The sequence below is a fragment of the Xanthomonas prunicola genome, assembly GCF_025266575.1.
Lineage (GTDB): Bacteria > Pseudomonadota > Gammaproteobacteria > Xanthomonadales > Xanthomonadaceae > Xanthomonas > Xanthomonas prunicola.
In genome coordinates this window covers 1,641,464-1,656,101 of the sequence record NZ_CP096142.1, presented here as the reverse complement: position 1 = coordinate 1,656,101, position 14,638 = coordinate 1,641,464, and the positions used below count along the sequence as shown (strand labels likewise).

At 65.5% G+C, this 14,638-nt stretch carries 12 protein-coding genes; 11 read left to right on the top strand and 1 reads right to left on the bottom strand.

The window, feature by feature from the left end; genetic code table 11:
* Positions 1-549 precede the first annotated feature (549 nt).
* Entirely contained in the window at positions 550-1,305 is a 756-nt protein-coding gene (locus M0D43_RS07185; RefSeq protein ID WP_252164094.1) for an NRDE family protein, read from the bottom strand.
* A gap of 314 nt (positions 1,306-1,619) precedes the next feature.
* On the opposite strand from M0D43_RS07185, the gene mraZ reads away from it, so the two are divergent.
* The 11 genes from mraZ (at position 1,620) to M0D43_RS07130 (ending at position 14,594) form a co-directional block, all read left to right on the top strand.
* A complete protein-coding gene (gene mraZ / locus M0D43_RS07180) occupies positions 1,620-2,075 on the top strand; it encodes a division/cell wall cluster transcriptional repressor MraZ (protein ID WP_024939430.1) in 456 nt (151 codons plus the stop codon).
* 14 nt (positions 2,076-2,089) lie between these two features.
* Positions 2,090-3,148, top strand: a complete 1,059-nt coding sequence (gene rsmH / locus M0D43_RS07175) for a 16S rRNA (cytosine(1402)-N(4))-methyltransferase RsmH (protein WP_252164977.1) — start codon at positions 2,090-2,092, stop codon at positions 3,146-3,148.
* Positions 3,145-3,408 (top strand): cell division protein FtsL, encoded by a 264-nt coding sequence (gene ftsL, locus M0D43_RS07170; protein WP_005991913.1) that lies wholly within the window; start codon positions 3,145-3,147, stop codon positions 3,406-3,408. Before rsmH ends, ftsL begins: the two co-directional genes overlap by 4 nt.
* Positions 3,409-3,619: 211 nt before the next feature.
* Complete coding sequence (locus tag M0D43_RS07165) at positions 3,620-5,488, top strand: peptidoglycan D,D-transpeptidase FtsI family protein (RefSeq protein WP_252164093.1); 1,869 nt, start codon at positions 3,620-3,622, stop codon at positions 5,486-5,488.
* Positions 5,489-5,496: 8 nt separating this feature from the next.
* The gene (locus M0D43_RS07160) at positions 5,497-6,972 is read left to right on the top strand and encodes a UDP-N-acetylmuramoyl-L-alanyl-D-glutamate--2,6-diaminopimelate ligase (RefSeq protein ID WP_260808244.1); all 1,476 of its coding nucleotides are present in this window, start codon (positions 5,497-5,499) and stop codon (positions 6,970-6,972) included.
* Entirely contained in the window at positions 6,969-8,480 is a 1,512-nt protein-coding gene (locus M0D43_RS07155) for a UDP-N-acetylmuramoyl-tripeptide--D-alanyl-D-alanine ligase (RefSeq protein WP_252164092.1), read from the top strand. Before M0D43_RS07160 ends, M0D43_RS07155 begins: the two co-directional genes overlap by 4 nt.
* Positions 8,470-9,555 carry a phospho-N-acetylmuramoyl-pentapeptide-transferase gene (gene mraY, locus M0D43_RS07150; RefSeq protein ID WP_005991584.1) on the top strand — a complete coding sequence of 362 codons (1,086 nt, stop codon included), beginning with the start codon at positions 8,470-8,472 and terminating at the stop codon, positions 9,553-9,555. The genes M0D43_RS07155 and mraY overlap by 11 nt, the downstream gene beginning before the upstream one ends.
* Positions 9,555-10,934 carry a putative lipid II flippase FtsW gene (ftsW, locus tag M0D43_RS07145; RefSeq protein ID WP_252164091.1) on the top strand — a complete coding sequence of 460 codons (1,380 nt, stop codon included), beginning with the start codon at positions 9,555-9,557 and terminating at the stop codon, positions 10,932-10,934. The genes mraY and ftsW overlap by 1 nt, the downstream gene beginning before the upstream one ends.
* Complete coding sequence (gene murG / locus M0D43_RS07140) at positions 10,931-12,211, top strand: undecaprenyldiphospho-muramoylpentapeptide beta-N-acetylglucosaminyltransferase (protein WP_252164090.1); 1,281 nt, start codon at positions 10,931-10,933, stop codon at positions 12,209-12,211. The genes ftsW and murG overlap by 4 nt, the downstream gene beginning before the upstream one ends.
* Positions 12,208-13,641 (top strand): UDP-N-acetylmuramate--L-alanine ligase, encoded by a 1,434-nt coding sequence (gene murC, locus M0D43_RS07135; protein ID WP_252164089.1) that lies wholly within the window; start codon positions 12,208-12,210, stop codon positions 13,639-13,641. The genes murG and murC overlap by 4 nt, the downstream gene beginning before the upstream one ends.
* Positions 13,638-14,594: a D-alanine--D-alanine ligase gene (locus M0D43_RS07130; RefSeq protein ID WP_252164088.1), complete on the top strand. Its 957-nt coding sequence runs from the start codon at positions 13,638-13,640 to the stop codon at positions 14,592-14,594. The genes murC and M0D43_RS07130 overlap by 4 nt, the downstream gene beginning before the upstream one ends.
* Positions 14,595-14,638: the final 44 nt, after the last annotated feature.

Sequence of the window (14,638 nt, the reverse complement as noted above, 5' to 3'; positions counted from 1 at the left end):
GGGTGGCGGATCCCCCCTCATCCGGCGCTGCGCGCCACCTTCTCCCGCAGGCGAGAGAAGGAGAGCGAGGCAGGCTGCATCCTCCCCGCTTACGGGATAAGGGGATAGTCCCGGAACCCTGGAGTTCCGGAGGGATGTGCCTTCCACCGCTTGCGGGGGAAGGTGCCCGAAGGGCGGATGGGGGCAGTGCGCAGATGCGTGGCGGATCCCTCCTCATCCGGCGCTGCGCCACTTTCTCCCGCAGGCGGGAGAAGGAGAGCGAGGCAGTCTGCATCCTCCCCGCTTACGGGATAAGGGGATAGTCCCGGAACCCTGGAGCTCCGGAGGGATGTGCCTTCCACCGCTTGCGGGGGAGGGTGCCCGAAGGGCGGATGGGGGCAGTGCGCAGATGCGTGGCGGATCCCTCCTCATCCGGCGCTGCGCCACTTTCTCCCGCAGGCGGGAGAAGGAGAGCGAGGCAGTCTGCATCCTCCCCGCTTACGGGGATCAATGCGCGGGCCTGGCCCGGTGTCTCTGGCCTCGTCGTCCCGCCACGCAGTGCCGGTCTTCCTAAATGTCCAGCCGTGTCTCGCCCTGGAAGATCCCGTTCGGTCCGAAGCGGCGTTCGTGGATGAAGCCGCTGCCCTGGTGGTCCACCGCGACGATGGTGCTGGCGCGGGTTCCATAGCTGGCCCCGGTGATGAAGGCGGCCGAGAGCAGGCGTTCAGTGGCCTGGTCCACGCCGGTGTTAGGCAGTGCGTCGTCGGGAGCGACAGTCGGGTTGGCCAAGGCGGTCCACAGGGGGTGCAGCTCTTCGGCGCCTGCGGCGCACCACTCGTGCAGGGCCGCAGTCAGCGCAGCGGCCTTGGGCCAGGGCGCGTCCAGTGGGCCGTTGGACATGCCGTGGATGCCGGGAGCCAGAGCGTGGGCCAGTGGCGGGTGATTGCTGAGGTGCTCGCACCGCTCGGCATCGCACAGCAGCAGATTGAACGGTGGGAACGCGTGTGCAGCTGGGGCCAGTTCCCGGGCATAAGCGGCAGCGTCGGAACTGCCGGATAGATAGTCGGCGATCAGATGTCCGCGCGAGCGCCCAGACATGGTCGCCAGCGGGTCGCGCACGTTGGTGACCACTGCCGCACGGCCGTCGCTGCCCAGTCCGACCCAACTCCCGCCCGAGCGCAGGTCGCGCCCGGCCAGCACGGTATCGGCCGGTGCCGCCCAGGGCGCCAACGCTGCGGTAGGGCGTTCGTGGAATTCATCGCGGTTGCCCGCCAACAACAGGCGCCAGCGCGGGTGGGTTTTCCAGGCAAGGGCGACCAGGCACATGCCACCCATTGTCACTTGTTTGCGCAGTTGAGAGATGCAGCTGGCGCAATGTGAAGTGAGATAGCGGTCGAGTTTACATGGCCTTCACGCCCCTGAATTTCCGTTCAATCTCAAAATCTGAGACGAAACAGCAACTTGTGGATAACCTTTGAACAAGTCTCTAAAGAGTGCTGCAACTCATTGATGCGACTGGCGATTTGCGGTCCTCAAAGTTGTTGACAACCTTTGACGCGCTGCTAAGGTGGGCAACGGAGGGAAAACCAGGTGTTTTGTGGTTTTTCGTGGTTCAATGATCCCCCAGCGGGTATTCGAGGTTGTATTCGGTGTTTCAGGGCGAGACTGCCATCACGGTGGACGACAAGGGGCGTATGGCGGTGCCAACCGCATACCGCGACCTCGTCACGCGTGTCAGCGGCAACCGCCTGGTACTCACCTACAACCCGTTCGAAGCTGGATGCCTGTGGCTGTACGCGGAAAAGGAGTGGGAGCGGGTGCGCGACGATGTGATGTCCAAGCCCAATACCCAGCGCGTGATCCGCACGCTGCAGCAAAAACTGGTGGGTTCTTCGGCCGTGCTCGAGCTGGACGCCAATGGCCGTCTGAGCATCCCGGCCAGCCATCGCAATGCGGTCGGCATCGAGAAAAAAGCCGTGCTGCTGGGCATGGGCGACAAATTCGAACTCTGGAGCGAGCAGGCACATCGCGCACTGATCCAACAGACATTGTCTGACGGGGATCTGGGCGATGAATTGCTCGATCTCAGGTTGTGAGCCGGGGTGCCCGGATGCGCGGTGAAGCGCAGCCCGGTCACCCGGTGTCGCAGCCGCCGGCGGCCCATGTGCCGGTGCTGTACACGCAGGTTCTGGATGGCCTGCAAGTGACCGAAAACGGAATCTATCTCGATGGCACGTTCGGGCGTGGCGGACACGCACGCGGCGTGCTGGAACACCTTGGCCCGGGAGGTCGACTGCTGGTGATGGACAAGGACCCCGAAGCGATCGCAGTGGCCGAACAGAGCTTCGGTGGCGATGCGCGCGTGTCCATCCATCGCGGCAGTTTTGCCGGGCTCGGTCAGGTGGTTGCCGCTGCCACGGTCGACGGCATCCTGCTGGATCTGGGCGTGTCTTCGCCGCAGTTGGACGTGGCCGGGCGCGGTTTCAGTTTCGGCAAGGACGGTCCGCTGGACATGCGCATGGACCCGGACAGCGGCCAGAGCGCGGCGCAGTGGCTGGCGCAGGCCAGCGACCGCGAGATCGCCGATGTGCTGTGGACCTATGGCGAAGAGCGCCAGAGCCGCCGTATCGCGCGCGCCATCGTGGCGCGCCGAGCCGAACAGCCGTTGCTGCGCACCGCGCAACTGGCCGAGCTGATTGCCTCGGTGATGCCGCGCGGCGACAGCAAGACCCACCCGGCCACACGCAGCTTTCAGGCGATCCGCATCTATATCAACCGCGAACTCGACGACCTGGAAGCCGGCCTGGATGCGGCGCTGGCCGCGCTCAAGCCCGGCGGCCGGCTTGCCGTGATCAGCTTCCACTCGCTGGAAGACCGCATCGTCAAACAATTCATGGCCCGCTACGCCAAGGCGCCGCCGAGCAATCGCCGCCTGCCCGAAGCGCAGCCGTTCGTGCCGACGCTGCAGCTGGTGAGCGGTGCGATCAAGGCCGACGACGCAGAATTGAACCTCAACCCGCGCGCCCGCAGCGCGGTGTTGCGGGTAGCTGAGAAGCTGGGAATGGGGAATGGGGAATCGAGAATGGGCAAAGGCGACAGCGCCGCTGCTTCCCGATTCCCGACTCCCGATTCCCCATTCCCGGCGTCTCCGAACGGAGACGCTGCATGAGCCGCCTGCTGCTGATCGTGCTGCTTGCCTGCAGCATCGCCTCGGCGATCGGGGTGGTGTACATGCGCCACATGCATCGCAAGTTGTTCGTGCAGTTGTCCAAGCTCGAACACACGCGTGACGAGTTGAATATCGAATTCGGCCGGCTGCAGCTGGAACAGGCCACGTGGGCGGAAAGCAACCGGGTCGATCAGGTCGCGCGTGCGCGCATCGGGATGAAGTTCCCGGAGACCAACGACATCGTGGTGGTGCGCCCATGAGCAAAAGGCAGCATAGCCGTTTTGCGCGGCGCAGCCGCCCGCAGGGTGGCGCACATGCAGGTGCGCCCATGAGCAAAAGGCAGCATAGCCGTTTTGCGCGGCGCAGCCGCCCGCAGGGTGGCGCATATGCAGGTGCGCCCATGACAAAACGGCAGGACAGCCGTTTTGCACAGCGGAGCTGCCCGCAGGGTGGCGCACACGGAGGTGCGCCATGAAAGCCGGCCGCAACCGCCCCCGCAGCAATTTCAATCTCCGTGGTCGCCTGACCCTGGTCGGCATCGCGCTGGGCCTGTGCTCGGTGACGCTGATCGGCCGGGCGGCATTCGTGCAGCTGGTCAATCGCGATTTCTACCAGCGCCAGGGCGAAGCGCGTTATCTGCGCGAGCTTCCGATCGCCACCTCGCGCGGCATGATCACCGACCGCAATGGCGAGCCGCTGGCAGTGTCCACGCCGGTGGAATCGATCTGGGTCAATCCGCAGGAATTGCTGCGTAACCCGGACCGCATTCCCGAACTGGCAAAGGCACTCGGACAGCCGCTGGACGAATTGAACGCCAAGCTCGCGCAGAAGGCCGGCAAGGAATTCATGTACCTGCAGCGCCGGATCAATCCGGACAAGGCGCATGCGATTGTCGATCTGAAGATTCCCGGCGTGTTCTCGCAGCGCGAGTTCCGCCGTTTCTATCCGCAAGGCGAGGCGATGGCCCATGTGCTGGGCTTCACCAACATCGACGACCGCGGCCAGGAAGGGCTGGAGCTGGCGTTCGACGAATGGCTGCGCGGCAAGCCCGGCTCCAAGAAGGTGGTGCGCGATGCACGCGGCGCCATCGTGGAAAGCGTGGACCTGGTGCGTCCGGCGCAGCCGGGCAAGGACCTGACGCTGAGCATCGACCGCCGCATCCAGTTCCTTGCTTACAAGGAACTGCGCAATGCGCTGGTCGAAAACAACGCGGCCGGCGGTTCGATGGTAGTGATGGACGTGGCCACCGGCGAAGTGCTGGCGATGGTCAACCTGCCCACCTACAACCCGAATTCGGTCACCGGTATCAACCCGTCGGCACGCCGCAACCGTGCGGTCACCGATCTGGTCGAGCCGGGTTCGACGATGAAGCCGCTGACCGTGGCCACCGCGCTGACTGCCGGCGTGGTGACCAAGGACACCATCATCGATACCAACCCCGGTTACATGTCGGTGGGGCGCTTCACCATTCGCGATGTGCCGCGCAACAACGGCGTGCTCAACGTCACCGGCGTGATCACCCGCAGTTCGAACATCGGTGCGGCCAAGATCGCGGCCAAGGTGCCGGACCAGACCTTCTATCAGTCGATCCGCAACTTCGGTTACGGCAGCGCGCCGCATAGTGGGTTTCCCGGTGAATCAGCCGGCGTGGTGCTGCAGCCGGCGCGCTGGAGCGGCCCGTCCAAGACCACGATGTCCTATGGCTACGGCCTGTCGGTGACGCCGCTGCAGATTGCGCAGGCGTACGCCACGCTGGGCAACGGCGGCAAGCTCACCCCGCCGACCTTCGTACGCGGTCAGCACAACGAAACCCGCCAGGTGATCACGCCGCAAGTGGCGCGCCAGGTCATCGACATGATGGAGACCGTGGTCACCCAGGGCGGCGCCAAGGGTGCAGCGATTCTGGGATACCACGTGGCTGGCAAGACAGGTACTGCGCGCAAGAATGGCGCCAACGGCTACGAGCGCGGGCATTACAACGCGTTGTTTGCCGGCCTGGTGCCGGCGACGCGGCCGCGCTTTGCTACCGTCATCGTCATCAACGATCCGCAGGGCAAGGTGTATTACGGCGGCCTGGTGTCGGCCCCGGTCTTCCACAAGGTGATGGAAGGCGCGCTGCGCTTGATGGACGTGCCGCCGGACGACATCCAGTCGTGGCTGGCCGCGCAGGCCGCCGGCAAGACCGGTCAACCGATCGCCAAGCCGCAGCCGGCCGATCTGGATCCGGCGCTGGTGCCGGACCCGGTGGACGAAGTGTCTGCCGGCATTCCGACCGCAGTGGCACCTGCGCCGGCCAACGCGCCAGCGCAGCCTGCGCCGTTGCAGGAGAGCCGCCAGTGAGCCGCTCTATGGCACTTTCGCAGTTGCTGCCGGACGTGGCGCTACCACAAGACGCGCAGGTCTCCGGTCTGGTGATGGATAGCCGTACGGTGGCCCCAGGCGATGCATTCGTCGCGATCGCCGGCTTCGGTGCGCATGGTCTGGGCTTTGTCGAACAGGCGCGCGCCAATGGCGCAACGGCGGTGTTGTTCGAGCCGCCGGCTCCGGACGGTATGCCGGTCCCGGCCGATGCGATTGCCGTGCCCGGTTTGCGCGCGCGCCTTGGCGTGATGGCCGATCAATTTCATGGCCGGCCGTCGCATGCAATGCGCATGGTCGGCGTCACCGGTACCAACGGCAAGACCTCCACCGTGCAGCTACTGGCGCAGGCATTGACGCTGCTCGGTACGCCCACCGGCACGCTCGGCACCTTGGGCGTCGGTCTGTATGGCGCGGCTGTGCCAACCGGATTCACCACGCCGCTGGTGCTGCCCACGCATGCGCTACTGGCGCAGTTGCGCGATGAGGGCGCGCAGGCGGTAGCAATGGAAGTCAGCTCGCACGCGCTCGATCAGGGCCGCGTGGATGCGGTGCATTTCGACGTCGCGGTGTTCACGAATCTCACCCGCGATCACCTCGATTACCACGGCGACATGGCGCAATACGGCGCCGCGAAGGCCAAGCTGTTCACCCGTGCTGGCTTGAAATCGGCCGTGGTGAATCTGGACGATGCCTTCGGCCGCACGCTTTTCGCTTCGCTCGATCCCGCGCTGCATGCCGTCGGCGTGAGCGCGCGCGCACATGCCGACGCCCGTGTGAGCGCGCAGGCACTGCAGCTGGACCATAACGGCATCAACTTCGCACTGAATATCCAAGGCGAAGTGCATCCGGTGCACTCGCCTCTGCTGGGCCGCTTCAACGTGGACAACCTGCTGGCCGTGGCCGGCGCGTTGTGGGCGCTGGACATCGCACCTGCGCAAATCGCCACCGTGCTTGGCCAGTTGCAGCCGATCCATGGCCGCATGAACCGCCTCGGCGGCGCGCATGGCGCACCGCTGGTGGTGGTCGATTACGCGCACACGCCCGATGCGCTGGAGCAGGCATTGAGCAGTCTGCGTTCGCATGCGCAGGACCGGCTGATCTGCGTGTTCGGTTGCGGTGGTGAACGCGACAGCGGCAAGCGCCCACAGATGGCAGCAATTGCAGAACTCAATGCCGACGTGGCCATCGTCACCGACGACAACCCGCGTGGCGAAGATGGCGACGTCATCGTGGCCGATATCCTGCGCGGCTTCGCGCGCCCGGATGCCGCCATCGTGCAGCGCGACCGCGCTGTCGCGATCCATCAGGCCATCGGCATGGCCAGCGCGTCGGACATCGTGTTGATTGCCGGCAAGGGCCACGAGCCATATCAGGAAGTTGCCGGCGTGCGGCATGCCTTCGACGACGCCATCGTGGCGGCGCAGGCGCTGCTGCCGCGCACCGTGTTGGGAGTGCGCCCATGAAGCTCATTCCACTGTCGTTGATTGCGCATTGGGCCGGTGGCGAGCTGCATGGCGACGACGCCATGATCGATGCGGTCGGCAACGACACCCGCACGCTCGCCAATGGCAGTCTATATGTCGCGCTGCGGGGCGAGCGCTTCGATGGGCATGACTTTGCCGCCGACGCAGTCGCGCGCGGTGCCAGCGGATTGCTGGTGGATCGCCTGCTGTCGGCGCTGAGCGTGCCGCAGGTGGTCGTGGAAAATACCGAGCTGGCATTGGCGCGGATTGCGGCCGGCATGCAGCGCGACCGCGCCACCCGCGTGATTGCCTTGACCGGTTCCAATGGCAAGACCAGCGTCAAGGCGCTGCTGCTCTCGATCCTGCAGGAAGCCGGGCGCGTGGATGGCACCACCGTGTACGCCACGCCGGGTAACCGCAACAACGAGATCGGTTTGCCGCTGGCCGTGATTGCCGCGCCCGATGATGCCGACGTTGCGATCTACGAAATGGGCGCCGGCAAGCCGGGCGATATCGCCTATCTCACCGATATCGCGCAGCCGCATGTCGCGCTGGTCAACAACATCGCGCCCGCCCATCTGGAACGTCTGGGTAGCCTGCTCGGCGTTGCACAGACCAAGGGCGCCATCTACGCCGCGCTGCCCGCCGATGGCGTGGCCGTGATCAATGCCGATGACGCTTTCGGTCTGTGGTTCGAGCAGCAGTTGCAGGCGCAGCCGATGCAGGGACGTCGCATCTTGCGCTACGGCTTGCAGATCAGTGCCGATATCACTGCGCGTCAGCTGCAACTGCAGGCTGGCGCTGCGCAGTTCACCTTGGTGACCCCGCAGGGTGAGGCGCAGATTGCGCTGCCATTGCCGGGCCGCCACAACGTGCTCAACGCCCTGGCGGCAACCGGTCTGGCACTCGGTGCTGGCATCGCCTTGCCGGTGATCGCTGCCGGTTTGGCGCAGGCGCATCCGGTGGCTGGTCGGCAAATCGCACAGACCTTGCCGGGCGGCGCGGTGCTGATCGACGACAGCTACAACGCCAACCCCGGCTCGCTGGATGCGGCCATCGACGCTTTGGCCGCCGCACCGGGCGAAGGCTGGCTGGTACTCGGCGACATGCGCGAACTCGGCGCCGAAGGCGTCGCACTGCATGCCGCCGCCGGACGTCGCGCACGTGCGGCCAAGCTGCAGCGGCTGTACGCGCTGGGCGAGCTCAGCGCCGCCGCAGCACAGGCATTTGGCGAGGGTGGCCGCGTGTTCGCCACACATGCCGAGCTGATCGACGCCTTGCAGGCGGATCTGGTCGATGCCGCCAGTCGAAAAACACGAACACAGCAACACGCATCAGGAAATACGCAGGAACATGCAGTGATTCACGAACAGCAATCGCCGTCCACGGTCGCCCCGGCGGGTGCCGCCTCCATCACGATCCTGGTGAAGGGCTCCCGCGGCAGCGCGATGGACCGCGTCGTCACCGCGTTGCTCGCATCGGCGGAGGGCGCATCCCATGCTGCTTGAGTTGGCCCGTTGGCTGCAGCAACTGGAGAGCCTGTTCGGGCTGTTCAACTATCTGACCTTCCGCGGCATCCTGGCGGCGCTGACGTCGTTGTTCCTGTCGTTGTGGATGGGTCCTGCAGTGATTCGCAAGCTGGCCCAGTTCAAGGGCGGCCAGCCGATCCGTCAGGACGGCCCGCAGACGCATTTTTCCAAGGCCGGCACGCCGACCATGGGCGGCTCGCTGATCCTGCTGACCGTGACCTTGTCGGTGCTGCTGTGGGGCGATCTGCGCAACCGTTATGTGTGGCTGGTGCTGGCGGTGATGCTCTGTTTCGGTGCGATCGGCTGGTACGACGACTGGATCAAGATCGTGCGGCGCGATCCCAACGGTCTGAAGTCGCGCTGGAAGTATCTGCTGCAGTCGATCTTCGGCCTGGCCGCCGGTCTGTTCCTGTACTACACCGCCGACGTACCGGCGGCGATCACGTTCTACATTCCGATGTTCAAGTCGATCGCGCTGCCGCTGGCCGGCGTGAGCTTCGTGGTGATCGCCTATTTCTGGATCGTCGGCTTCTCCAACGCGGTCAACCTCACCGACGGGCTGGATGGCCTGGCGATCATGCCCACCGTGCTGGTGGCGTGCGCGCTGGGTGTGTTCGCGTATGCGTCGGGCAACGTGGTGTTTGCCGAATACCTGAAAATCCCGCTGATTCCCGGCGCCGGCGAGCTGATCATCATCTGCTCGGCGATCGCAGGGGCAGGCTTGGGCTTTCTCTGGTTCAACACCTACCCGGCGATGGTGTTCATGGGCGACATCGGCGCGCTGTCGCTGGGCGCGGTGCTCGGCACCATCGCGGTGATCGTGCGTCAGGAGATGGTGCTGGTGATCATGGGTGGCGTGTTCGTGATCGAAACGCTGTCGGTGATGATCCAGGTGGCCAGCTTCAAGCTGACCGGCAAGCGCGTGTTCCGCATGGCGCCGATCCACCACCACTTCGAACTCAAGGGTTGGCCGGAGCCGCGCGTGATCGTGCGCTTCTGGATCATTTCGGTGGTGCTGGTGCTGATCGGCCTTGCCACGTTGAAGGTGCGCTGATGAACGACATGTCCCGCCAGGCCACACGACTGGACGCCATCGGCGGCCGCTACGACCCGTGGCTGCTCGGGGCCGCGGCCACGCTCGCCTCGCTGGGCGTGGTGATGGTGGCGTCCAGCTCGATCGAGCTGTCCGACAACCCGTTCTATTACCTCACCCGCCACCTGCTGTTCCTGGGGATTGGTGTCGGTCTGGCGTTCTGGGCGATGCGTACCGAGCTCAAGACCATCGAGCAATACAACCAGGTGCTGCTGCTGGCCTGCTTCGGCCTGCTGATGGTGGTGTTCGTGCCGGGCCTGGGCAGCAGCGTCAACGGTGCAAAGCGCTGGATCAATCTAGGCGTGTCGAAATTCCAGACCGTGGAAGCGGTCAAGGTGCTCTACATCGTGTGGCTGTCCAGCTATCTGGTGCGCTTTCGCGATGAGGTCAACGCGACCTGGCCGGCAATGCTCAAACCGCTGGGTGTTGCGGTCGCGCTGGTCGGTCTGTTGCTGATGCAGCCGGACTTCGGCTCGTCCACGCTGTTGCTGGCGATCACCGCCGGCATGCTGGTGCTGGGCGGCGTGAATCTGCCGCGCATGTCGATGCCGATCGTGATCGGGCTGCCGATATTCGCCTTCATCGCCATCCTGGAGCCGTATCGCCTGCGTCGTATCACCTCGTTCCTGGACCCGTGGGCCGACCAACTTGGCTCCGGCTATCAGTTGTCAAATGCCTTGATGGCGGTCGGCCGAGGTCAGTGGACTGGCGTGGGCCTGGGTGCCTCGGTGCAGAAGCTCAACTACCTGCCCGAATCACATACCGACTTCATCTTCTCTGTGATTGCCGAAGAACTCGGTTTCATCGGCGTCTGCGGCGTGGTCGCACTGTATGCGCTGCTGGTCGGCCGCGCGTTCTGGCTAGGCATGCGTTGCGTGGAAATGAAGCGACATTTCTCCGGCTACATCGCTTTCGGCATCGGCCTGTGGATCGCGATGCAGAGTTTCGTGTCGATTGGCGTCAACCTGGGCATCTTGCCGACCAAGGGCCTGACCCTGCCATTGATCTCCTCCGGCGGCTCGTCGGTGCTGATGACCTGTGTGGCAATGGGCCTGCTGCTGCGCGTGTCCTACGAAATGGATCGTGCCGAACGCTTGCGCAGCAAGTTGTCGCCGCAGGGGGCGACCGCGCCATCGGCTGAGCCGTCTGAGCCGGTGGTCGACGCGGTGCCGCCGGCGTATGCGCCTGCGCGCAAGCCGCAGCGCGACACTGCTGCTGCACCCGCGCCTGTGGCAGCGGCACCGGTTGCCGCGGCCTCCGTGGCACCGGCGTCGGCGATCCTGCGCGGCACCAGCCGCATGCAGCCGCGTGTGGAACCGACGTTCGGGAGGATCGCGTGAGCGTTTCTGCAAACGCCTCGCAAACGCCCGCGCATCCTTCTGCGCGGATTCGGCCCGTGATGATTCTGGCTGGCGGCACCGGGGGACATATCTTCCCGGGACTGGCCGTGGCCAAGGTGCTGCGCGCGCGGGGCGTGCCGGTGACCTGGCTGGGTGCCGATGGCGCCATGGAAACCCGTCTGGTACCGCAGCACGATATTCCAATCGACACGCTGGCAATCAGCGGTTTGCGTGGCAAGGGCATCATCAAGTTGCTTGGTGCACCGGTGCGGGTGATGCGCGCAGTGCGCGCCGCCGGCTTCGTGCTGCGCAAGCGCCAGCCGCGTGCGGTGATCAGTTTTGGCGGCTTTGCTGCCGGCCCGGGCGGCCTGGCTGCGCGCTTGCTCGGTGCGCCGTTGCTGGTGCACGAACAGAATCGCGCACCTGGCATGACGAATAAGGTGTTGTCGCGTTTCGCGCGCCGCGTGCTGACCGGCTTTCCGGGCAGCTTCGCCGGCGAAGAAGCGGTAGGTAACCCGGTGCGCGCAGAAATCGCTGCACTGCCTGTGCCGGCGGACCGTTTGGTCGGCCGCACTGGCGCGGTGCGCGTGCTGGTGCTGGGCGGCAGCCAGGGCGCGCGCGCGTTGAATCAGGCAGTGCCGACAGCATTGGCCGCACTCGGTCATCCGGATGTCGAGGTGCGCCACCAGTGCGGCGAAAAGCTGCGCGCCGAAGCTGAGGCGGCGTACGCACAGGCCAGCGTCAACGCCAGCGTCGAACCCTTCATCGCCGACATGGCCGCTGCTTACGCCTGGGCCGACCTGGTCGTGTGCCGCGCCGGCGCTTCCACCCTGGCCGAACTGTGTGCGGCCGGTGTCGGCAGCGTGCTGGTGCCGTTTGCCGCCGCCGTCGACGACCATCAAACCCGCAATGCCGAATATCTGGTCGGCGCCGACGCCGCCGTGCTGCTCAAGCAGGACGACAGCCTGGCCGTGCGCTTGCAGCAGGTCTTGCAGACCCTGCTCACCGACCCGGCCCGTCGCCTGTCGATGGCCAACGCCGCCCGCACCCTGGCCAAGCCGGATGCCGCCGAGCGTATTGCGGACATCATTCTTCAGGAAGCCGGGAATGGTGAGTCGGGAATGGGGAATAGGCAGAGCTCAGATCAACCGCAGGAATACACCTCAATGCACGCAGACAAGCGCACCGACCAGGCGTCCGTCGCCGTTGGCGCTTCGCTTCATACGATTCCCGATTCCCGATTCCCGATTCGCGCCTCCACAGCAGGTGCCGCGTGATCCGCCGTCTGCAGGACAGTGGCGATCTGGTGCGGGCATTTCCGCGTGTCCATTTCGTCGGCATCGGCGGCACCGGCATGAGTGGCATTGCCGAGGTGATGCTGACGCTGGGCTATGAAGTCTCCGGCTCCGATAACTCGGACAACGCGGCCACGCGTCGCTTGGCCAAGCTGGGTGCGCGCGTGATGCGCGGCCATTCGGCGGCCAACGTGTTGGGCACCGATTGCGTTGTGGTGTCCAGCGCCATTCGCGACGACAACCCCGAGCTGATGGAAGCGCGCAGCCAGCGCATTCCGATCATGCCGCGTGCGGCGATGCTGGCCGAGCTGATGCGCTTCCGTCGCGGCATTGCGGTGGCCGGCACGCATGGCAAGACCACCACCACCAGCCTGGCTGCAGCGGTGCTGAGCGAAGGCGGGTTGGACCCGACGTTCGTCATCGGCGGTCAGCTGCTGGCCGCCGGCGCCAACGCCAAACTCGGTGGCGGCCAGTGGCTTGTCGCCGAGGCCGACGAAAGCGATGGCAGCTTCCTGCGCCTGAATCCGTTGATGGCGGTCATCACCAACATCGATTCGGATCACCTGGAAAACTACGGCAACGATTTTGCGCGTATCCAGGCCGCATTCGCCGAATTCCTGCAGCGCCTGCCGTTCTATGGCCTGGCGCTGCTGTGCATCGACGACCCGGAAGTGGCCGCACTGGCCGGCAAGACGCCGCGCCACGTGATGAGTTACGGCATGAGCGAAAACGCCGACGTGCGCGCCGAAGATGTGGAGCAGGACGGCCCGCGCATGCGCTTCACGCTGCGTCTGCCGGAAGGCACCACCACGCCGGTGACGTTGGCGCTGCCGGGCCGGCATAACGTGCTCAATGCGCTGGCTGCCGCGGCGATCGGCTGGCAGCTCGGCGTGGAGCCGCAGACCATTGCGCGCGCGCTGGAAAACTTCGCCGGCATCGGCCGTCGTTTCAACGATCTGGGCGAAGTCACCACCAGCACCGGCGCACGTGTGCGCGTGGTCGACGATTACGGCCATCACCCGCGCGAGCTCGAAGCCGTGTTCGCTGCGGCGCGTGGCGGCTGGCCGGACAAGCGTCTGGTCGTCGCCTTCCAGCCGCACCGCTATAGCCGCACCCGCGATCAGTTCGACGCCTTCGCTGCGGTGCTCAGCACCGTCGATGCGCTGGTATTGAGCGAGGTCTACCCGGCCGGCGAAGCGCCAATTCCGGGTGCCGATTCACGTGCACTGGCCCGCGCCATCCGTGCGCGTGGCCGCAGCGAGCCGGTGGTCGTCGGCCAGATTGCCGGTCTTGCCGAAGTGTTGCCGGACGTGCTGCAGGACGGCGACTTGCTGCTGATGATGGGCGCCGGCGATATCGGTTACGTGGCTCAGCACATCATCAACAACGGGTTTGTCGGAGAGTCGGCATGAGCGCAGTCATCGCCAATGCCCGCACCAGCGATCCGGCCGCCTTTGGTCGTGTCGCCGTGCTGCTCGGCGGCACCTCGTCCGAGCGCGACGTGTCGTTGAATTCCGGCAGCAACGTGCTGGACGCGCTGCGCGCGCGCGGCGTGGATGCACAGCCGGTCGATGGCATTCCAGCGTTGGCCAAGGCATTGGTCGCACAGCAGTTCGATCGCGTGTTCAACGTACTGCACGGCCATAACGGCGGCGGCGAAGACGGCATCGTGCAGGGTCTGATGGAAGCCTTCGGCGTGCCGTACACCGGCTCGAATGTGCTTGGCTCGGCGCTGAGCATGGACAAGATCCGCACCAAGCAGGTGTGGCTGTCGTTGGGCCTATCGACGCCGCGTTACGCGCGGTTGGCCGCTGGCGCGAGCGCCGAGGCCATTCACGCCGCTGCTCAACAGATCGGTTTGCCGGTCATCGTCAAGCCGGCAAACGAAGGTTCCAGCGTCGGCGTCAGCCGTGTGTTCGATCAGGCGCAGCTCGAAGCAGCAGTGACCCTGGCTGCCCGTTACGACGGCGCGCTGTTGATGGAGCAATTGATCGAAGGCGACGAACTCACGGTGGCCGTTCTGGGCGAGACCGCGCTGCCGTCGATCCGCATCGTGCCCAAGGGCCAGTGGTACGACTACAACGCCAAGTACTTCGCCGAAGACACGCAGTACCTGTGCCCGGGCTTGGAAGGCGAGGCAGAAGCGCAGATCCGCCAGCTTGCGCTTGACGCCTTCCGTGCCGCCGGCTGCCGTGGCTGGGGTCGCGTGGACGTGATGCGCGATGGCCGCAGCGGCCAGCTGTATTTGCTCGAAGTCAACACCGCTCCCGGCATGACCAGCCACTCGCTGGTGCCCAAGGCTGCACGCCAGCTCGGCATCGATTTCGAAACGCTGGTCTGGCGGGTGCTGGAGCAGACGCTGTGATGACGGGAATCGGAAATCGTGAATCGGGAAGCGCAAAAGCGGCA